The 21,604-nt window shown below is 27.8% G+C and carries 22 protein-coding genes; 1 reads left to right on the forward strand and 21 read right to left on the reverse strand.

Annotated elements, in window-relative coordinates; all coding sequences use genetic code 11:
* Window positions 1-26 precede the first annotated feature (26 nt).
* The 11 genes from KQI36_RS12470 to KQI36_RS12520 form a co-directional block, all read right to left on the reverse strand.
* The gene (locus tag KQI36_RS12470) at window positions 27-1,616 is read right to left on the reverse strand and encodes an ABC transporter substrate-binding protein (RefSeq protein WP_216451150.1); all 1,590 of its coding nucleotides are present in this window, start codon (window positions 1,614-1,616) and stop codon (window positions 27-29) included.
* A gap of 167 nt (window positions 1,617-1,783) precedes the next feature.
* Window positions 1,784-2,413: a uracil phosphoribosyltransferase gene (upp, locus tag KQI36_RS12475; protein ID WP_010293808.1), complete on the reverse strand. Its 630-nt coding sequence runs from the start codon at window positions 2,411-2,413 to the stop codon at window positions 1,784-1,786.
* 11 nt (window positions 2,414-2,424) lie between these two features.
* A complete protein-coding gene (rpiB, locus tag KQI36_RS12480) occupies window positions 2,425-2,874 on the reverse strand; it encodes a ribose 5-phosphate isomerase B (RefSeq protein WP_216451151.1) in 450 nt (149 codons plus the stop codon).
* A 39-nt stretch (window positions 2,875-2,913) separates the two neighbouring features.
* The gene (locus KQI36_RS12485; protein WP_216451152.1) at window positions 2,914-3,366 is read right to left on the reverse strand and encodes a low molecular weight protein arginine phosphatase; all 453 of its coding nucleotides are present in this window, start codon (window positions 3,364-3,366) and stop codon (window positions 2,914-2,916) included.
* Between the two features lie 40 nt (window positions 3,367-3,406).
* The gene (locus KQI36_RS12490) at window positions 3,407-4,459 is read right to left on the reverse strand and encodes an L-threonylcarbamoyladenylate synthase (protein WP_216451153.1); all 1,053 of its coding nucleotides are present in this window, start codon (window positions 4,457-4,459) and stop codon (window positions 3,407-3,409) included.
* A 52-nt stretch (window positions 4,460-4,511) separates the two neighbouring features.
* Complete coding sequence (locus tag KQI36_RS12495) at window positions 4,512-5,237, reverse strand: ZIP family metal transporter (RefSeq protein WP_216451154.1); 726 nt, start codon at window positions 5,235-5,237, stop codon at window positions 4,512-4,514.
* A gap of 141 nt (window positions 5,238-5,378) precedes the next feature.
* Window positions 5,379-5,951, reverse strand: coding sequence for a hypothetical protein (locus tag KQI36_RS12500; RefSeq protein WP_216451155.1), 573 nt, complete (start codon window positions 5,949-5,951; stop codon window positions 5,379-5,381).
* A gap of 329 nt (window positions 5,952-6,280) precedes the next feature.
* On the reverse strand, window positions 6,281-7,360 hold the full coding sequence (gene prfA / locus KQI36_RS12505; RefSeq protein ID WP_010293815.1) for a peptide chain release factor 1: 1,080 nt from the start codon (window positions 7,358-7,360) through the stop codon (window positions 6,281-6,283).
* A 199-nt stretch (window positions 7,361-7,559) separates the two neighbouring features.
* Window positions 7,560-8,408, reverse strand: a complete 849-nt coding sequence (gene prmC, locus KQI36_RS12510; protein WP_216451156.1) for a peptide chain release factor N(5)-glutamine methyltransferase — start codon at window positions 8,406-8,408, stop codon at window positions 7,560-7,562.
* The gene (locus KQI36_RS12515) at window positions 8,383-9,354 is read right to left on the reverse strand and encodes a DUF1385 domain-containing protein (protein ID WP_216451157.1); all 972 of its coding nucleotides are present in this window, start codon (window positions 9,352-9,354) and stop codon (window positions 8,383-8,385) included. Before KQI36_RS12515 ends, prmC begins: the two co-directional genes overlap by 26 nt.
* 25 nt (window positions 9,355-9,379) lie before the next feature.
* A complete protein-coding gene (locus tag KQI36_RS12520; protein ID WP_010293818.1) occupies window positions 9,380-9,982 on the reverse strand; it encodes a thymidine kinase in 603 nt (200 codons plus the stop codon).
* Between the two features lie 237 nt (window positions 9,983-10,219).
* Here KQI36_RS12520 and rpmE point away from each other — a divergent pair, with 237 nt between their 5' ends.
* On the forward strand, window positions 10,220-10,423 hold the full coding sequence (gene rpmE / locus KQI36_RS12525; protein WP_010293820.1) for a 50S ribosomal protein L31: 204 nt from the start codon (window positions 10,220-10,222) through the stop codon (window positions 10,421-10,423).
* Between the two features lie 107 nt (window positions 10,424-10,530).
* On the opposite strand, the gene rho is transcribed toward rpmE, so the two are convergent.
* The 10 genes from rho to ispE form a co-directional block, all read right to left on the reverse strand.
* Window positions 10,531-11,964 (reverse strand): transcription termination factor Rho, encoded by a 1,434-nt coding sequence (gene rho, locus KQI36_RS12530; protein ID WP_010293822.1) that lies wholly within the window; start codon window positions 11,962-11,964, stop codon window positions 10,531-10,533.
* A gap of 439 nt (window positions 11,965-12,403) precedes the next feature.
* A complete protein-coding gene (locus KQI36_RS12535) occupies window positions 12,404-12,832 on the reverse strand; it encodes a YwiB family protein (RefSeq protein WP_244991587.1) in 429 nt (142 codons plus the stop codon).
* Window positions 12,833-12,842: 10 nt separating this feature from the next.
* Window positions 12,843-13,826, reverse strand: coding sequence for a tRNA 4-thiouridine(8) synthase ThiI (locus KQI36_RS12540; RefSeq protein ID WP_216451158.1), 984 nt, complete (start codon window positions 13,824-13,826; stop codon window positions 12,843-12,845).
* A gap of 353 nt (window positions 13,827-14,179) precedes the next feature.
* A complete protein-coding gene (locus KQI36_RS12545; protein ID WP_010293826.1) occupies window positions 14,180-15,211 on the reverse strand; it encodes a D-alanine--D-alanine ligase family protein in 1,032 nt (343 codons plus the stop codon).
* Window positions 15,212-15,670: 459 nt separating this feature from the next.
* On the reverse strand, window positions 15,671-16,345 hold the full coding sequence (gene spoIIR / locus KQI36_RS12550) for a stage II sporulation protein R (protein ID WP_425321728.1): 675 nt from the start codon (window positions 16,343-16,345) through the stop codon (window positions 15,671-15,673).
* Between the two features lie 169 nt (window positions 16,346-16,514).
* On the reverse strand, window positions 16,515-17,684 hold the full coding sequence (locus KQI36_RS12555; RefSeq protein ID WP_216451160.1) for a Ger(x)C family spore germination protein: 1,170 nt from the start codon (window positions 17,682-17,684) through the stop codon (window positions 16,515-16,517).
* Window positions 17,685-17,687: 3 nt separating this feature from the next.
* Window positions 17,688-18,779 carry a GerAB/ArcD/ProY family transporter gene (locus KQI36_RS12560; RefSeq protein WP_010293830.1) on the reverse strand — a complete coding sequence of 364 codons (1,092 nt, stop codon included), beginning with the start codon at window positions 18,777-18,779 and terminating at the stop codon, window positions 17,688-17,690.
* A gap of 41 nt (window positions 18,780-18,820) precedes the next feature.
* Window positions 18,821-20,272, reverse strand: a complete 1,452-nt coding sequence (locus KQI36_RS12565; protein WP_026022263.1) for a spore germination protein — start codon at window positions 20,270-20,272, stop codon at window positions 18,821-18,823.
* Between the two features lie 68 nt (window positions 20,273-20,340).
* Window positions 20,341-20,538, reverse strand: coding sequence for a CLC_0170 family protein (locus tag KQI36_RS12570; protein WP_010293833.1), 198 nt, complete (start codon window positions 20,536-20,538; stop codon window positions 20,341-20,343).
* 210 nt (window positions 20,539-20,748) lie between these two features.
* Window positions 20,749-21,591 (reverse strand): 4-(cytidine 5'-diphospho)-2-C-methyl-D-erythritol kinase, encoded by an 843-nt coding sequence (gene ispE / locus KQI36_RS12575; protein ID WP_216451161.1) that lies wholly within the window; start codon window positions 21,589-21,591, stop codon window positions 20,749-20,751.
* Window positions 21,592-21,604 lie beyond the last annotated feature (13 nt).

A 21,604-nucleotide genomic window follows, 5' to 3' on the forward strand; every position in this document is an offset into this window, starting at 1 on the left:
AAGGTAAATGAGCCTAATTTATTATTTTATTCTTGTTTCATATAAATTTTTGATAAATCTTCAAACATATATATAGGCACTAATTTAGCGTCTTCCATTCCACCAAACTTAGCATCTACCCCTATTAAAGACTTTGAATATTCAATAGGATAAACAACTGCATCTTCTGCTAGTGTCTTTTGAATTTTTACATATATTTCTTTTCTTTTAGTTTCATCAACTTCTTTTGCACCTTGTTTCCATAATTCGTCTAATTCTTTATTTTCATATAGTTGCGCATTCATCTCTCCATCTGAAGTAAATGCACTTGAATAACCATCTGGATCATTTCCCATAACATATCCATTATAAATTATGTCATAATCTCTTTCTACTTCGCCAAACATTTTAGCAAAGAATGTATTTTTATCAAGTTTTTGAGGGTCAACTTCTATTCCTATGGCTTCTAACTGTTGTTTAACCATCATAACTAAGTTATCATCACCCTCTATATATTGAAAATTAATTTTTATTTTCTCTACTCCAGCACTTTTCATAAGTTCTTTAGCTTTTTCTATATTATTATCATACTTTTCAACTTCGTCACTATAATATTTAGTATCTGGCGTTAAAATTGAGTATGCCTTTTGAGTATTATCTAAATTTTTAAACATAGTTTTTAACAACTCTTCTTTATTTAACGCATAGCATACAGCTTGTCTTACTTCTTTTTTCTTTAAATTTTCATTCTTCTCATTAAATACTAAGTAATTTAGCATTCCTTCTTCAAATTTAAAAGTATTAAATTTAGAATCTTGGGAAAATTTTTCGTATCTTTCTTCTGTTAAATAAGATGCTGAAATTTCACCATTTTCAAAGGCAACTCTAGATGTATTAGCGTCTGGTATTATTCTATAAACCACACTATCTAAATGTGGTTTCCCACTATAATAGTCATCAAATCTTTCTAATGTAACCATTTCTCCTTTTTTCCACTCTTTAAATTTAAATGGACCAGAACCAATTGGATTATTATTTTTTTCTGATTTTGCTAAATCTGCTTCCCCTTCAAATACATGTTTTGGAATTATTTTTAGAGAACCTATTCCTGCATCAAATGGTGCATATGGTTGAGGTAATTTAAATTCAACTGTTAAATCATCAACCTTTTTCATTTCAACTTCCTTACCATCTACTATAAATACTTCTCTATCTTGTATTCCTTGTTTTTCATCTTTAGCAACATTGACAGTATATATTAAATCTTCTGCTGTTATTTTTTCTCCATCATGCCATTTTAAATTGTCTTTTAATTTTATCTTATATGTAAGTTTATCTTCTGATACTTCCATAGAATCTGCTAGATAATATCTTGTTTCATCCTTATCTATTATAAATAATGGATCAAACAGTGCTCTATTTATAGTAAATGTTACTCTATTTTGTTGAAAAAATGGATTTAAAGATGTTGGATCAGTAGGTGATGAAAATATCATTGTTCCTCCATCTTTTATTTGTGTTTGTTCTGTTTTTGCTGAATCCCCTTTTGTGTCAACTGCATTTTTATTGCCACAGCCTACAAGCCCTAATGTTAAAAAAGCTGATAATGCAAAACATAAAAATCTTTTGCTCTTCATAAAAATCTCCCCTTATTTAACTTATTTTGTAAATAGTCTTAATAGAGAATAGCACAGAATTTACGTATTTGTAACAATTATGTAAATTTATTATACTTGATATTTATCTATTTGTTTTTCAAATAAAAAATGATAAGTAGATAGGTTCTACTTATCATTTTAATAACTTATTTTGTTCCGAATAATCTATCTCCAGCATCGCCTAGTCCTGGAATTATGTAGCCATCCTCATTTAACTTCTCATCTAAACCTGCAAGATATATATCTACATCTGGGTGTGCATTTTGAACTGCTTTTACTCCCTCCGGTGAAGATACTAAACACATTAATCTAATATTTTTAGCACCTCTACTTTTTAGAGCACATATTGCATCAATTGCTGAACCACCTGTTGCAAGCATTGGGTCTGTAACTATTACTTCTCTTTCTTCAATATCTTGAGGTAATTTACAGAAATATTCTACTGGTTGTAATGTTTCTTCATCTCTATACATTCCTATATGACCAACTTTTGCTGCTGGTATTAATTTTAACATACCATCAACCATTCCAAGACCTGCTCTTAATATTGGTACTATAGCCATTTTCTTACCTGAAAGCATTTTACAAGTTGTTTTACATATCGGAGTTTCTATTTCTACATCTTCAACTTGCATATCACGAGTAACTTCATATGCCATAAGCATAGCTACCTCTTCAACTAATTCTCTAAAATCTTTAGCACCTGTATTTTTATCTCTTATTATTGCTAATTTATGTTGTACTAATGGATGTGATATTATTGTTACTTTGCTCATTTTTAATCCCCCTATTTTGAATATTTTTCTTCTATTTTAGTAATTTTATCTATTCTCTTTTGATGACGGTCTCCTTGAAATTCTGCATTAAAAAAAGTGTCTACTATATCTAATGCAAGACCTTTGCCAACTACACGCTCACCTAAAGCTAATATGTTAGCATTATTATGTTCTCTTGTTGCATGTGCACTGAAAGTATCACTACAAAGTGCTGCCCTAATTCCTGGCACTTTATTAGCTGCTATACTAATGCCTATACCTGTACCACATACTAAAATTCCAAAATCAAATTCTTTTTTTGCTACTGATTCTGCAACCTGTAATGCAAAATCTGGATAATCACAAGAATCTTCAGTGTATGTTCCGAAATCCTTTATTTCATATCCTTTTTTTTCTAAATGTAGTATGATTTCTTTTTTTAAGCTTAATCCACCATGATCACTGCCTAATGCAATTCTCAAATTGAACACCTCCAAATTATATAAAAAAAAAGATATCAGTTAATTACTAGTATCTTTTTTTAAATTATCAATAAGCAATAGAACATTTTCTTCTAACTGGTTAAAAGTCTTTAAATACATATCAATATCACCACCAAAAGGATCAATGATATCGTCACTTTTACCTAAATATTCATTAAATGTGAATACCTTGTCCTTAAAACTAGGCTCTTCATTTAATATATAAGTTTTCATATATTTAGTCATTGTTAAGACTAAATCTGATTGCTTCATAATTTCCATATTTAATTGTACTGGCTTTCTGTTCAATATATCTATGTCATACTTATCTTTTAATATAAACCCTGTATTAAAAGAGGTTTTAGAGGAAGGATTAATAAATAAGCCTGCCGAAATTGCAGATACATCTTTAAGTTTGCAATGATAATTAAACAATGCTTCCGCCATATTGCTCCTACAGGTGTTACCAGTACATATAAACAATATCTTCATTATTATCCTTCTCCTTTCAATATTTATTCACACTATTTTTTTATTTAATTTCTATAATGTCAAAGCCTGCACTTTTGTTTAATCTATTCATTATAGCTAAACCAACTCCAGTTTCATCAAAGGCTTCACAAAATATAACATCTACATCTTCAGAATCAAAGCTTCTTAAAACTCTAAATAAATGTTTCGCAACATCATTTAAACTATCTCTACTACCTAAAGTTTTTACTAATCCACCACTATATTTTTCCATAGTTTCATCTGTTGCTATGATTCCTACCTTTTTTTCATTTTCTATATAATTTAACATCATTTCGTTAATTTTTGCAATAGTTTTTTTAATTTCTCCTTTAAAAATTTTCACAGGAGCTTTTGGTGCATAGTGTCGATACTTCATTCCTGGCGCCTTTGGCTTAAAATCTTCTTTTGGTTTTGAACATACAGATGGATCTATATAAACATCTTTATCTATTTCTTTTAACATTTCTAGTGTTATTCCACCTGGTCTTAATATACATAGTGGTTCAGCAGTACAATCAACTATAGTAGATTCTATACCTACTTCACTTTCATTCCCACCTAATATATATTCTACCTTGCCATTTAAATCTTCAATGCAGCTTTCTAAATCTGTTGGACTTGGTCTTCCTGATATGTTTGCAGATGGTGCTGCTATAGGAGCATTAGATGCTTTTATAAGTTCTAATGCAATTTTATTACTAGGCATTCTTACTCCTACTGTAGATAAATTTGCACTTGTAACTCCAGGTATTATATCTTTTTTTTCTAAAATTAATGTTATTGGGCCTGGCCAAAACCTATTTATAATTTCTTTTGCTGCAGCTGGTATTTCTTTTACATACTTTTCTATATCAAAATCTGCAACATGAATTATTAAAGGATTATCTTGTGGTCTTCCTTTTGCTAAAAATATTTTTTTCACAGCTTCTTCATCTAAAGCGTTAGCACCTAATCCATAAACTGTTTCTGTTGGAAAAACTACTAATCCACCTTCTTTTATTACTTGTCCAGCTTCTTCCAATATAGCATGATCTAAATTTTCTTCTGTTAATCTTGCAACTTTTGTTTCCATAAAAACACCTCTATTTTTTATCTATTTAATAATTTTAGTTTATCATAATTTTTTAAATAGTATTTAACATTATAAATCCTATAATTATACCTAAAATTGTAGTTATTCCTGCTGTAAATCCATCAGTTAACTCATTTGTTTCCAACATCATTTGACCAAAGACTACATATATCATAACACCACTAGCAAAAGCTATGCATCCACCTAAAATTAGCGGAGATATGGTGCCTAACACTATTCCTAGCCATGCACCTATCATTGTTGGAAATGCAACCCAAAATGCATATCTTAATATTTTACTTGGTTTAACCCCTGATACAACTAAAGGTGCAGCAATAGCTAATCCTTCTGGTATATCATGTATAGATATTAAAATAGCCATTTTCATTCCTAAATTACTTTCTTTCAAAAAACCAAATCCCATTATAAGTCCTTCCGGAAAATTATGTAACATCATCGCTAAAGCTAATAAAAAGGCAACTTTTAAATGAGAATCCCTTTTTTCATTTACTTTTTGACTTAATAGGTCAGTAATTAGAATTACTATTATCCCCAAAAGAATATATATTAGAGTAATCCAAAAACCATTATATTTTATGGCTTCTGGAATTAGTTCTAAAAATATTATTGCAATCATTATTCCAGTGGCAAAACCTAAAATACTTCCCATTAGTTTTTTAGATGGCTTTTTTAATAAAACACCTATGGAAGCCCCTATTAGTGTTCCTAATACAGATATTAATGCTGAAAATATACCTATATAAATTATAGTTCCCATAAAAATCCCTCACTCATTACAAATTATAAGGTATAAAACTTGATTTTATAACTTTATCATTAGAAAATTTTCAATGATAAGATTACCTTTAAGTTTGACTCCCTACATAATCAATGTATTTTAAGGAAACTAATTTTATTCTTAACTTCTATATTCTTTTATCTTTTCTATAGCTTCATCTGTAAATGCAGCACCAACACAAGTTCTATATAAAAAATCTAATAATAAATACTTTTTCACTCCACCTTTTCTTATTACAAAATAAAAATAAGGATCATCATTTTCTAATCTTACTCTATTATAATATCTGCTTATTGTTTTTTGTTTATCTAAAAATCTAAAATCTACATGTTTTAGCCTTTTATTTCTAAACCTTGATTTAGTTATAATTAGAATTTCGAAACTTTTAGCAGACTTAACAGTATGTACTATAGCTACTTTATCTGTTGGTATAGTATATTTTCTTCTTAATACACCAACTTCTATCACTATCTTCTTATTAACTTGTTTAAAATGTAAATGTTCTTCATTATATCTTATAAGTATTAGTTGAAATATTAATATTTCAATTATTATCAAATATGCTATAAAAAAAACACTAAGCATTTTTGAATAGATAAGTACTGCTGGCAATAATATAAAAATAAAGCCCATAAACAGCACAAATCTCTTATAAGATTTTTTTTGCTTCTTTAGGACTTTATATATATCCATACTCTCACGCTCCAATAAAAAATTTAAATATAAAAACTTTTATTCATTATTCAAATTTTAACGCATTTTCACTTTTGTATAATACATGGATACAAGCTCGAATCTAAATTTAAAATGCTTACGAGCATGTGTTCCACTGTTATAAATGTCTAAAATTCACAATATTTAAATTGAAATACATTTTAAAACTGATTAAACCTATTATAATAATTCTAATTTAAATCAATTGTAAATTTAACATAATTAGAATCCTGTATGATTTTTATACTAAGTAAATCCTAAATATTATTAGGTATAACATACTTTTTGAGCATAGATTTATCTAATTATTAACCAATATTATTTCCCATTGATTTCATTTTTTCAGCTTGATCTGCTGTTATTAAAGCATTTAACATTTCATCTATATCTCCATCAAGAAAACTTTCTAATTTATATAATGTTAAACCTATTCTATGGTCAGTAACTCTTCCTTGTGGATAGTTATAAGTTCTTATTCTCTCACTTCTATCCCCTGTTCCTACTTGATTTCTTCTATCTTCTGCTATTCCTGCTGATCTTTCTGCTTCCGCTTGTTCGTATAATCTAGCTCTTAATATTTTTAATGCTTTTTCTTTATTTTTAAGCTGTGATTTTTCATCCTGACAAGATACTACAAGTCCTGTTGGTAAGTGTGTCATTCTAACTGCTGAATCTGTGGTATTAACGCACTGTCCACCATTTCCTGATGCTCTAAACACATCTATTTTTAAGTCATTTGCATTTATTTCTATATCTACATCATCAACCTCTGGTAAAACTGCAATTGTAGCTGTTGAAGTATGAATTCTACCACTTGATTCTGTATCTGGAACTCTTTGTACCCTGTGAACTCCTATTTCATATTTTAATTTACTATAAGCCTTATCACCTTTTACCATGAATACAACTTCTTTGAAACCCCCAATATCAGTTTCATTTGCACTCATAACTTCTACTTTCCATCTATTTCTTTCAGCATATCTTGTGTACATTCTGAATAAGTTTGCAGCAAATAGTGCAGCTTCATCTCCACCTGCTCCACCTCTTATTTCGATAAATACGTTTTTATCGTCATTTGGATCTTTAGGTAATAGTAGTATTCTCAATTCTTCTTGTGATGATTCAATTATTTCATTAAGACTTTTAATATCTTCTTGAATCATCTCTTTCATTTCCTTATCACTTTCTTCAATTAACATTGCTTTGTTTTCTTCTAAACTAGATAAAGCATTTTTATACTCTCTATATTTAGTAACCATAATTTCCATATCTGAATGCTCTTTGCATAGTTTTTGCCATTCTTTCTGATTTGCCATAACAGAAGGATCGCTTATTTTATTTGAAAGTTCGTCATATTTATTTTCTATGAATTCCAATCTCTCTAACATAACTTTATCACTCCGTACATCATAAATTTTATTTTTAAACCTTATTAACTCTTAAGGTAATTTTCATTATATTTCAGTCTTTTAGATTTATTACTATTGTTATGAATTACTCTTTTTAGTGTCCTATTTAAGTAATAAATTTCATCATTTCATTATACCAATATTTTTTTTTCTTTGCAATTTAATCAGATTTATTTAACTATTTTTGACCTATAACAACTCTATCATTTCCATATAAATCTTTTAAACTATAAATCTTTGAAAAGCCTTCTATTTCTAGTATTCCAATAACAGCTTCCTTTTGATCGTGACCAATTTCGAAAGCAATATATCCATTATTTCTCAATACGTTTTTACTTTGTTTAGCTATTTCTCTATAGAAAATCAAACCATCTTCCCCACCATCTAAAGCTAAGTGTGGCTCATAGTTTTTAACATCATCCATAAGGTTAGGAATTACATCTCTTCTTATATAAGGTGGGTTAGATACTATCATATCAAACTCTATTTTATTTAAAATACTCTTTTCTAGTAAATTACTGAATTCTAAATGGCATCTTTTATCCATGTTAAGTTTTTTTATGTTATCACTAGTAACTTCCAGTGCATCATCACTAATATCATACAAATTTATACTAGTATCTTTAGTATGGTAAGCTATGGATAACCCTATAGCACCACTTCCACAACATAAATCACATATATCCTTAAGATTGTTATTTTCTATAATTTTTATACATTCCTCAACTAAAATTTCTGTATCTGGTCTTGGTATTAATACTCCTTTTTTTACATTTAAATTAATACCCATAAACTCAGTCTCACCTAAAATATATTTTATAGGCATTTTTTCACTTCTTAAGTTTATAAATTCTAGAAACTTTTCTACTTCTTCGTTTTCAACGTCTTTATCTCTATTAAGCATTATATACAATTTATCAACCTTTAAAACATTACAAAGTAATAATTGAGTATCTATCATATAACTTTCTATGTTATTGTTTTTTAATATATCATATCCTTTAGTTAATAACTGTGCTATTTTCATCTTTTACCTCTTCTTTAGAAACTTCTATTCCTTCAGCAGATTTTAATGCAATAATAGCAACCTCTAACATTTTTAAGTCCGGTTCTTTTGTTGTTAGTTTTTGTAACATTAAACCTGGTTTTGCTATCATTTTTGCTAATTTACTTTCACTTTTCCCTAAAAATCTTATTACTTCATAAGTAACCCCTGTAACTACCGGCAATAATAATAATCGTGATATTATTCTTTGCCATACTGATTCCCAACCAGTTAATGAAAATATCATTATACTTATAATCATAACTAAAAATAAAAAGTTTGTTCCGCATCTAGGATGAAATCTTGTGTATTTTTGTGCGTTTTCAGGCGTCAACTTTTCTCCTGCCTCATAACATGCTATAGTCTTATGTTCCGCGCCATGATACATATATGTTCTTTCTATATCATCAAGCTTTCCTATTAACACTACATACAAGAAAAATATTAGAACTCTTATGACCCCTTCAGCTATATTTAAAATTATAGTATTAGCAGTTAAATACTTTTTTATAAAACTCGCTAGTACTGTTGGTATTATAAAAAACAATACTGATGCAAAAACTACTCCTAAAACCAATGATATCCCTACTAGTACATCATTGCTCTTATCTTTAAAGATACTTTCAAACCATTTATCAAATTTAGATTCTTCTTCATACTCTTCAAATAGTGATGCTGAATAATTTAAACTATTTATACCTATAATAAGTGACTCTATAAGTGCAATAAAACCTCTTATTATAGGTAGCGATAATATTTTAAATCTCTTACTGGCTATATTACATTCTTTTTCATCAACCTTTATGGTATTATCATCAACTCTAACTGCAGTAGCTATTTGCTTTTTCCCTCTCATCATTACACCTTCTATTACAGCTTGCCCTCCAACAGAAGTCTTTCTTTTTTTAATCTTTAAACCCTCTTCCATAATAAACACCTACTTAAATATAAATTTAAATTTTATCACTCTCATATATTTCTTTATAATCAAAGTAACATTTTGGACATAATGCTTCATACTCTATATTGTCCTCTTTATCTATAGCAATTTGTTCTCCTTCAAATACAAATTTCCCATTTATTTTTCTACCATTTAAAAGAGCTTTTTTTCCACAATTACATATAGTTTTAAGTTCCTCTAAGCTATGTGCCAACATAAGTAATCGTGCACTTCCTTCAAAGCCCTTCATTTGAAAATCTGTTCTTAAACCATAACATATTGTAGGAATATTTAATTTCACAGCTACTTCAAAAAGCTCATCTATTTGTTTTGATGTAAAAAATTGAACTTCATCTGCCAATACACAATTCACATCCCCATTATTTTTCATATAATCATCTATCAAATTATATATATTTATATTTTTGTCTATCCAAAAATCAACGTTTCTTGTAACACCTAACCTAGATACCACCTTATCTGCTCCTTTAGTATCTGTTTTTGGCTTTATTATAAGAACTTTCATTCCTCTTTCCTCATAATTATGTGCTACTTGCAATAAATTTGTAGATTTTCCACAGTTCATTGCACCATATCTAAAATACAATTTACTCATAAAACACCTCCAAGATATATTTTTTCACTTCATTTTAAATCGTATATTTTATTTTAATCCATTATTATTTTTAAATCAAACAAAGAAAAATTTTTAACATCCTTAATTTCAACATTTTTAAAGACTATAGCTATCAAATATTGGATATACTGTTAATGTTGTTGACTTTATATTTTGTGCCGTGATATAATTTAGTAGTTGACAATACGGATATGTAATTCGAAAGAGGTGAAATACATGAAAAACGGAATACATCCAAAATATAATCACGAAGCAGTAGTTAAATGTGCTTGCGGTGAAACTTTCACAACTGGATCTGTTAAGGATGAATTAAAAGTAGAGCTTTGCTCTAAATGTCACCCATTCTTCACTGGAAAACAAAAAATTGTTGATGCTGGCGGAAGAGTTGACAAGTTCATGAAAAAATTCAACCTTAAGTAGTAAGGTTATAAAAAGCAAGATATTCTCTTGCTTTTATTTTTTTATAAATTATAAAAATAAAGCTATGAATTAAAAAATTAATTCATAGCTTCTGTTTTTTTGATTATTTATTTTAATAAATCAGAACTTTTTCCAATTATATCAAAAAACTCTTTATTATTTTTTGTTTTTGATAAAAGATTTATTAATTTTTCAGTAACCCCTTGTGAATTTCCATCACTATACATTGTTTGTCTAATGTTATATGTAATTTCTAACTCATTCTTACTTAATAATAAATCTTCTCTTCTAGTTCCTGATTTATATATATCTATAGCTGGGAATATTCTTCTTTCTTGAAGTTTTCTATCTAAATGAACTTCCATATTTCCTGTACCCTTAAATTCTTCAAAAATCATATCATCCATTCTACTACCAGTTTCAACTAACGCTGTTGCAAGTACAGTTAAACTTCCCCCTTGTTCAACATTTCTAGCTGCACCAAAAAACTTTTTAGGCATTAAAAGGGCACCAGTATCTAATCCACCAGATAAAGTTCTTCCTGTTCTTGTTATTGTTAAATTATATGCTCTTGCAAGTCTTGTTAAACTATCTAAAAGAATTACAACATCTTGACCTTGTTCTACCATTCTTTTAGCTCTTTCAAGAACCATATAAGCAACTTTTGCATGATGTTCCGGTTCTTCATCAAAAGTAGAATAAATTACATCTCCTTGAATAGAACGTTGCATATCTGTTACTTCTTCTGGTCTTTCATCTATTAATAAAACAATTAAATTAATTTCAGGGTGATTTTTTGATATGCTTTGAGCTATTTTCTTTAAAAGTGTTGTTTTTCCTGCTTTAGGAGGTGCTACTATAACGCCTCTTTGGCCTTTTCCGATTGGGGATATTATATCCATTAATCTAGAAGATAAATCACTTGAATCAGTTTCTAATTGTATTCTTTCCTTTGGGTATATTGGAATAAGCTTTTCAAAAGACGTTCTTCTTGCGGCTATCTCTGGATTTTCTCCATTTATACTTTCAACAAATAATAAAGCCTTATATTTTTCTCCTTCTTTAGGTATTCTTACCTTTCCGGATACTTCATCTCCAGTTTTCAAATTAAATCTTCTTATCTGAGATAAAGAAACATAAATATCATCTGGACCACTTAAATAGTTATTTGACCTTAAAAGACCAAAATTTCCATTATCACTAATCTCTAAGACACCTTTTGAAGATCCAGATTCACTTATAAGCTCTTTTAATCTTTCTTTCTTTTCTTCAAAAGATTCTCGTTCTGTTACCCCATTATTTTGACTTTGTCTATTATCTATGTCATCACTTTCAATAGTTTTAGTATCATCATTCCTATTGTCTTTAGGAGCAATCTTTTCTCTCAATACTACTCCTGATTTTTCTATTGAAACAGGTGAAACTTTTTTTATTGCTTCTATTAACTCTAACTTTTTAAACTTAGAAATTCCTTTTATAGAAAGTTCTTTTGCAACTTCTTTAAGCTCTGATAAATTCATATCTTCTAAGTTCTTTTCCATTAATTTTTCCACCTACACAATCCTCTCTTCCTAGTTATTTTTTAAATTTATTATAACTATTTTTATAATAAAATTTATATCATAAACAATATGTTAACATTTTTTAAATTATTTAAATATACGTCATTGAAATAAATTATAACGTATATAGTTTATTTTATCCATATTATTCAAATAATTAACATGTTTTTTTATATTATTAATAAATTTTTACAATAATTTAATATTAATATGTGTTAAAAAGGAAAAAATCATTACTCTTTTTAGCATCTTAATTATATTTTTATATTTTTTCAAACTCTAATAGTCCATTATACATATTGACACTATAAAATTCAATAAATCCTAACCATTCATACCTAATTACAAAAATTTTATTTTTATTAACATTTTATAATTTTAAAAGGTGACATTTTCCATGTCACCTTTTTATTTCATGTTACTCTTTTATAGTTATTTTTGCAGTTAATTTTGTTTCTAATGGTGGTTGACCCATAGCAGACATATCATATTCTACTTTTATTTCTCCCCCAAAATCACCTATATCAATTTTAATAGATTTTGTTCGTATCTTTAAAGATAATCCACCATGTGGTGTACTGTATAGTATATCATCTTCTTTATTTTTTTCAAAGTTCATCTTTGTACTTATAGAACCTTCTCTTATTAAAGAAAATCCTGTTTCATTTATCTTCAAAGTAGTATTAGTATCTTCCATACCAGATGCTTCTGTTTCTTCATAAGTAGCATAATAATAGCCATCCTCTTTATAAAAAGACCCAGCTGTAACAACTTCTACTGCACCATCATCCCCTTGTGTACTTATAATACTTATTATAGCTTCTTTTTTTATAGATTCTTTCTCCATATGCCCTCCACTAGTTTATAATATATTTGTCTAATTCCTTATCTGTTATTGTTTCTATTTCTATTATGTTATTTGATGGTCTACCATACTTACCATACTTAACAACAACTTTTTTTTCATCTTTTCCTTTTGAGTATCTAGCTGTTACTTTTGCTGCAAACTCGATGTCTTCTTGCGATAATTCTCCTACACCAATAACCATAGAACCTTTAAAATCTCTGGCTAAGAATATAGTGTCATCTTTACCTAATAATTTTTTAATGTGCTCAGCTTCCTCAGCTGTTCTTGTTGATATTATTTTTGCATTTTCGCTTACTCTAAAGTGTCTACCAAATCTTAAAAGTTGTATTTCTCTTTCTTCTACATCTTTTTTATTTTGTAATATATCTTTTAATCTCTTTGAATAATTTGGTTCTGTTAACTTACATCCACCTGCAGGAGATGGATATTCTTTAATACCCCATTTTTCCGCAAGTTCCATCTGAACTTTTCTACTTCTTCCACTTATATCTAGAAGTTTTTCTCTATCAACTAAACCTTGTTGTTCCATCTCAGTTGGTTGAAGATTTTTAGCACATAATGGTCTTAATATCTTATTGCCTATTCCACTTTCCTTTTTAACTTTATCTAAAGCTGTTCTATTTTGAGACATAGGCCTTTGATTTAAAACTTCACCAGTTATTATGAAATCAGCCTGGAATTTTTCTAGAAGTTCTCCAGAGTATCTCATCATCATAGCATGACAATCTATACATGGATTCATATTTTTACCATAACCATTTTTAGGGTTTTTAACCATTTCAAAATGTTCTTTGCTAAAATCTACAACTTCAAGTCTAACACCAATTTGTTCAACCATTCTTCTTGCACTGTCTTCATTAAAAAAATATGATTTAAAACATATCCCTATAACTTCTATACCTTGATCTTTCATTAATTTAGCGGCTAATATGCTATCAAGCCCACCTGAAATCATTGCTAATGCTCTTGTCATATATAGTATACTCTCCTTATTTTTTTATTTATACGTTAAATATTATGTATAATAATTTTCTATAGTTTATGTCCCTATTATTTTGTTCAATATGTATTTTTTTATAAACATAATAATAAAAGCATTTAAATTTAAATAATTATTACATTTTATATTATAATACAAAACTTATTTATGCAAATACTGTTTCTATTATTTATTTTTCATACCTCTAACCTTAATTTTATTTTATCCTTTTTTTAATATAGCAATACAAAATCATTTTCAACTTATACTTTTTATACTTTTAAAAAGTTTTTCCTATATAAAGCGATAACACTGTTAGATTTCTCTAACAGTGCCTTATAGTTTAATTATCTATTATTTCTTTCTACAGCTAATTCTATTAAATCGCTTATTAATTCTTTATAAGGTTTTCCTGTTGCATCCCACATTTTTGGATACATACTTATGCTTGTAAATCCTGGAATCGTATTTACTTCATTTAAATAAATTTCATTTGTATCTTTATCTACTAAGAAATCTACTCTCGCCATACCAGCACAGTCTAATGCTTTAAATATTTTTACAGCTAAATCTCTTATTAATTCTATATCTTTATCATTAAATGCTGCTGGAATTAATAGTTTTGAAGCTGCATTATGATATTTAGCTTCATAATCGTAGAATTCCTTTGCAGGTATTATTTCTCCTGGTATAGATGCTGATGGATTATCATTTCCAAGTACAGCAACTTCAACTTCTCTTGCATTTATACCTTTTTCAACTAAAACCTTTCTATCATGTTTTAATGCTTCTTCTATTCCTTTTTCTAATTCTTCGTTATTGTGAGCTTTAGTTATTCCAACTGATGATCCACTATTAGCTGGTTTAACAAACACAGGGTAAGTTAAATGATTTTCTATTTTATTTATCAATTCTAATTTATTTTTATTATATTCACTATTTACAACAACAACATATGGTGCTTGTTTTATACCTGCATGTTCTAAAATATATTTTGTATATATTTTATCCATACAAACAGCTGAGCTCATAACTCCAGGACCAACACAAGGAACATTCATTAACTTACATAAACCTTGTATTGTACCATCTTCTCCAAATTGACCATGTAAAACAGGGAATACTACATCAACTTCTTTATTAAATATTATTTTCTCTCCTGATGGAATCTTATAAAATTCATCATTTTCCCAGTTTCCACTTTCTATATTATCTACATTTCCAGTGTATTCAAACCACTTTCCATCTTTGTTAATACCAATAGGATATATATCATATTTATTTTGATCTATATTTTTTAATACAGAAGTTGCAGATACTCTAGAAACTTCATGCTCTGTTGATTGTCCACCAAATAAAACTGCTACTTTTTTCTTCATTATTCATCTCTCCTTAGATTTCATTTAAAAAGTCAATCACTATTTTATACTATCATAATAAAATTTTACTTTAAATCTGTTCGTATGTATATAGAATTGCAATATGAATTTTTATCCTATTTATTTAGATAAGCGTTTTTCAAATGCCATTTTATATGTTTATAGTTTTATCAATTGCTACATTTTTAATATGATATTCATAAATGTAATCTTATTTTAAATGAACTCACCTAATAGTTTCAACCTCAATTTAACCTTTAAAACTTTTTACTTTTTGATAAATATAGGTTTTAAATCGTTTTTTCTCCCACTACCGAAATGTAGATACTTATTTTTACGATTTATATAGGTAATTAAAAATGAAATCGATTTTATTATTACATTTAATGTTTAAAATAAAAAATAAAGTAGTAATTACATTAATATCCAAATGATTTTATTACTACTTTATTATATAATTTATTTTTTTATTATCTCTTTTATCGTTTCTACTGCTTTTGATTTTATAACTATATCATTTTGTTGTGTATTATCTATTATTTTATCACTTGTAGGATTATTTTTTAAGTTATTAACCATATCATACTCTTTATCATCTAAAACTTCTTTCATTTCTTTCTCTGTTTCTTGATATGCTACCTTCCCCTGTTCTACATCTACAAAACAAAGCGGTGGAAACATGACACACCACCAATTTTGGCCTTCTCCGTCTCCTATTATTATTCTATAAGCTTCATATTTTCCTTGTGGCAATGTAATGTTTCCATATGTTTTAACAGGAAAATACTCATTAGACAATGTACTTTGTAGCTTATAATTATATCCATTTTCTTTTAAAGTGTTTTGTGCAATGTTTAATATTTCTTTATCTTCTTTTTTTAGTATTTCTCTAGATTCACCTATAGATTTTGAATCCTTTAACTTTGGAGATATATATTTTAAAACATTATCTCTAACTTTTAATTTTACAGCTTGGTCATTTTCATCATCACTATTTGCAATGACATGAAATCTTATAATCTTTTTAGATACTTCCTCTATAGATGGATTTGAATTTTTTTTATATATTGAAAAACCTAATATACTTCCTAAGGCTATAGTTGCTACCATTGCTGATGCTATTATTTTTTTTATATTAACTTGTACACTTTTCATTTTAACTCCCCCTATAACTTTCAACTTATATTTTAATTATTTACACGATTTCAAATTTTATACATATAAGATTGAAATTTATATTTAAATTTATAATTCTTCAAAATAAAAAAAGACTGCTGACTTTCAGCAATCTCTTTTATTAAATTTAATTAGAAACTCCTACATTTCTTATTTTGCTTTCTACATCAAAAGTTATATCTGCATCTTTATATAATTGAATCCAATTGTCTTTTATCTCACGCCAAAGCATTGGCTTAAATTTTATTATATGATCTCGTATTTCTAGTGGGTCTATATTGTAGTCTTTTTGCAATACTTTAAAAGTTTCCAAAAATTCTCTTTCCATAGAATCACTTAACTGATTTTGTATATTATTTATTTTATCACTGTCAAGCATTCTAGCACCCATATAAGCCCCTGTTATTTCACCTTCGGTAATCACATGATAATTTAAATGCAGCTTATTTTTTTCTTTATCATAAGAAACTCTAAGTTTTGAATCAGTATCATCAATTTGATAATCAACTATTTTATCTTCTATAAATGCTATTTTTTCAGTAGCTCCTATATCACCCTTTATAAGTTGAATATTAGATACTTGAGAGTTATTTAAGAGCCCCTTTGGTGTTAATTTTTCTATTACCTTCATACCATAAATCTTTAAATCTTCCCCTTCTATTCCTATATAAGGTATTAATACTTCATCTCTTCCAATAGTGGAAAAATAATTATGAAGAGTAACTGGAACTATTATACTTTTTTTACTGCTATTAAGCATAAGTCCTGATATATAATTTTCTATATTATCTTCTGTTACAGGCTTATATCCTACATAGTCTTTAGCATCACCTTTTGTTATAACCATAAGCATAGACCTATTTAAAATAGAATCTCTACTTATATAATCTAAAACTCCACTTAGTACATCTGGATAGTCAAAAATTCTTTCACTTAATAATAATAATTTACTATGTCCAAAATGTAATTCCCTACTAGTTTTAGATAATGCATTAAAATACGCATCGGTCATAGAATACCCTGTAGATGTTATAGATATTTCTTCAGCAGAACCTTTTTCCGGTTCCATATTTCTTATATCTGGCATACCATACGTAACTTCTATTAATGCTAAGCCTTCTTCAGTAAATGGATCCTTAGTTTTAATTTCTTTTATATTGTTTCTATTTTCTATATCTTGCCCTACATCTATAGCTATAGTCGATACAAATGCTTTATTATCAATTTCTACACTGTCTGAGCACCCAACTAGCATTAAACTCATAATCATTATTAATATAATTCTTTTTATCTTCATAACTTATGCACTCCTTTTCTTCTTTATCAGATTTATAAAGTAAGATAGGAATATAACTATTATTAAAGCTACTCCAAATATGATTTTGAACATTCCAAGCCCAGCAGTGTATATTTGAGCCATATTCTCTGGATATAAGGCCATAGCATAAACTAAAGGTATATATATTATAGCAGCAATCTTTACGTCTTCTATATTAAATATATCTTTAACCATATGTGTGGAAAAATAATATGTACTAACAAATGTTGCATAATAAAATAAAACCCATAAAGCCATAACCAATCCATCCCATCTTTCTAACACACCACTTCTTACATTAATCGATCTTAGCATGGTTATGGTAGGAAATATTCTTTCTGCTGTTTGTGCAACAGATAAATTAGCAGTTACTAAAATTATAGTAATTGTATAGAAAACACCTATAAATATAGTACTCCTTCTTAATATTTTATTTATATTTTTTTTATTTTCTACAAGTGGCAATAGCACAAAAGCTATACAAAATCCATTTACTAGAAAGAATAACTCAAAAACACCTTTCATATACTCTGTTGCTGTATGAGTAAATACTGGTAGTATCCTTTGAAAATCTGCAGTTGGTATGGCAAGTAATAATATTATTGTTACTGGTATAAATAATAAAAAGAATATTATTTCATTAAAATATACTAAATTAGCTAAACCGCCTCTAACTAAATATATTCCAACAAATATTATTAACACTATTACCACTTCTAGTTCTGTTTTTGGCAGTAAAAATATTTTAACAACATCAGCAAATGACCTTAATGATACGGATAAAACAATTATCATAGCTATTGAATATGCTAGTGCTATTAAGTTACCCCAAAAATGTCCATATGTATTTCTTAATATTACTACTATTCCTTGATAATCATTCATTTTAATTAAACTATGTATCATATAAAAAACTATCAAAAGAAATATTGTCATAAGTACACTTGAAATCCAACTATCTTGTTCCACTATTCTGGCTACAAAAGATGGACCATAGAATAGACCTATACCAACCATAGAAGCTACTAAAGTGGTAAATAGTCCATAGTCTTTTATCATAAATTTATCTTTCATTTTTAAAACCTCCATTAAGATTTATGCAATATAACTTTAAATTACTCTTTTTGTCTAATCTTATCTTGAGTATGCATAAATCTAGGTCTATATTTAAAAATGCTAAATGGCAGTCTTACGTACATATCTTTCATATCTTTCTCTGAAAGATTTACTCCTGGAGATAGATAAGGTATTCCAAAACTCTTTAACCTTATTAAGTGAATAAGTAAAAATATAACTCCTATAACTACTCCATATAGACCTAAAAAGGCTGCTAATATTATAATTATTACCCTAAAATAAGAAAAAGCATAGGTAATAACATAATTTGGAATTAAAAACGTAGCTATTGCTGTAATTCCTAAAACTATTACCATTATAGGACTTGCAAGTCCTGCTGTTACTGCTGATTGCCCTAAAATTAAACCTCCAACAATACCTATTGTAGAACCAACTGGTTTAGGAAGCTTTGTTATAGCTTCTATAAGAAGAGCTAAACTAAATTCCATAAATAAAGCTTCCATATATGCAGGAAATGGAACACCCTCTCTAGATCTAGCCATTGCATAGGCAAGTTTTGATGGTATTAAGGATGTATGAAATGAAGTTATAGCCACATATAATGCTGGTAACACTATTGCTAACATTATAGCTAAAAATCTTATTATTCTAACAATTGATCCATTTAACCACCTATTATAATAATCATCTGGAGATTGAAGAAAAGTAGCCATTACTGCTGGAACAATTAATGCAAAAGGTGAATTATCAACTAATATGCTAATTCTTCCATCATATAAACCAGCTGCTACTACATCTGGTCTTTCCGTACTTTGAATTTGCGGAAATGGGCTAAAAGGATTTTCTTCTATGTACTGCTCTATATATCCACTATCTAAAATAGCATCTAAATTTATATTTTCTAATCTTTTCTTTAGTTCTTCTAATATTTCCGGATTAACAATATCTTCAATATACATTATTGCAATATCAGTTTTAGACCTTACTCCAATTTGCTTAGACTCTACTTTTAATCTAGTATCTCTTATTCTCCTTCTAACCAGAGCTGTATTAAATCTTATAGTTTCAGTAAAACCTTCTCTAGACCCTCTAATAACCGTTTCACCTGCAGGTTCTCCAATACCTCTATTAGGCCAAGCTCTATTAGCTATTACGTGGGCACAAGAAAGTCCTTCAACAAATACTAATGTCTCACCTGAAAGAACAGACAATATTCCATCACTCATTTTAGTAACATCTTTAATATCAGAAACCGATATTATACTATTTTTCATAGTTTCAAATCCGTCTATTTTATCTTTATTTGACATAGCTGGTTTTAATAAGAAATCATTTAGTAAATCTTTATCTGCCATCCCATCAATGTAAACTAATCCCATTTTTTTATTCCCAGCATAAAAATCTCTAAAAACTACATCAGTAGCATTTTTAAATACAGCTTTAACAAAATCCATATTTTCTTTAGTAGATAAATGAATTTTTTCTTCCATATTTTCTAATTTATATTCCAAGCTATCACTCCCAATCTTGAAAACATAATAGTATATTAATCTTATTATTAGATTACGTATATTAATCTTATAAAAAATAATGTTATTGTTAGCAACATGACCCCGCCACTAATATATCTTGCTTGTTTATACGCTTTATAATTTCCTTTAAGCTTAAAATATTTAGCATCAGCAAAAAATACCATACTTCCTGAAATCATCACTAAAATCAATAAATATAAATCAAATTTTTCAATAAGCTGCAAAATTATCACCTCTCATTTTTCGAGTCAGTTTATTGTTTGCAATATTTTGTTTCTATATTCAAAAAAAATGCTAATTTTAAAGGTAACTTTAAAATTAGCATTTTTAATTTCTAATGTTTTTTATATCTTATAATAAATTCCTCTTAACATTATAAGATTACAATATTAAGTTTTAATTCAATTAAATTCTTATTAATTATATTGTCCTAGTTATATTGTCCTAGTTATATAACAATCTCTATATTTTTCTTTTAATTTATCATAACAATCTTGAGCTTTTAACATATCCTCAAAAAATCCAAAAACTGTAGGTCCACTACCGCTCATCATAGAACCTAAAGCCCCATTTTTCATCATTTCTTCTTTTAGTTGTTTTATAAGTAAGTGTTTTTTTATAGTTACATTTTCAAGCACATTCCTCATATTTTTAGATACATATTTTATGTTTTCTTGCTTCATTGCAGTTATTAATTTTTCCGTCTCTGGATGTTTATGTATTTTATTTATTTCTAAAGCTTTATATACATCTTTTGTAGATACTCCAAAATTAGGTTTTACTACAACTAGTATTTTATTTTTAAATGGTTTTAATTTTGTTACAACCTCACCAACACCTTCACACAAAGCAGTTCCCCCTACTATACAATAAGGAACATCGGCACCTATTTTAAGTCCTAACTCCATTAATTCACCATCAGTAACGTCTTTTTTAAACATATTTCTCATAGCTTTAAGTGTAGCAGCTGCATCTGCACTACCACCTGCCATACCAGCGGCAACCGGTATGTTTTTTACTATATTAACTTTTACTCCAGATGAAATGTTATACTTTTCCATAAATAGTTTTATAGCCTTATACACTAAATTATTTTCATCAACAGGCAAATATTTCTTATTACAATTTATAGTTATATTTTTATCACATTTTTCAAACTCTAATTCATCATATATATCAACTGTTTGCATTATCATTTTTAATAAATGATAACCATCTTCTCTTTTTCCAACTACATCTAATGCTATGTTTATTTTACCGTAAGCTTTAACTTTCATAAAGTTATTCACC

The organism is Clostridium senegalense (assembly GCF_018916625.1).
Taxonomy (GTDB): Bacteria; Bacillota; Clostridia; order Clostridiales; family Clostridiaceae; genus Clostridium_J; species Clostridium_J senegalense.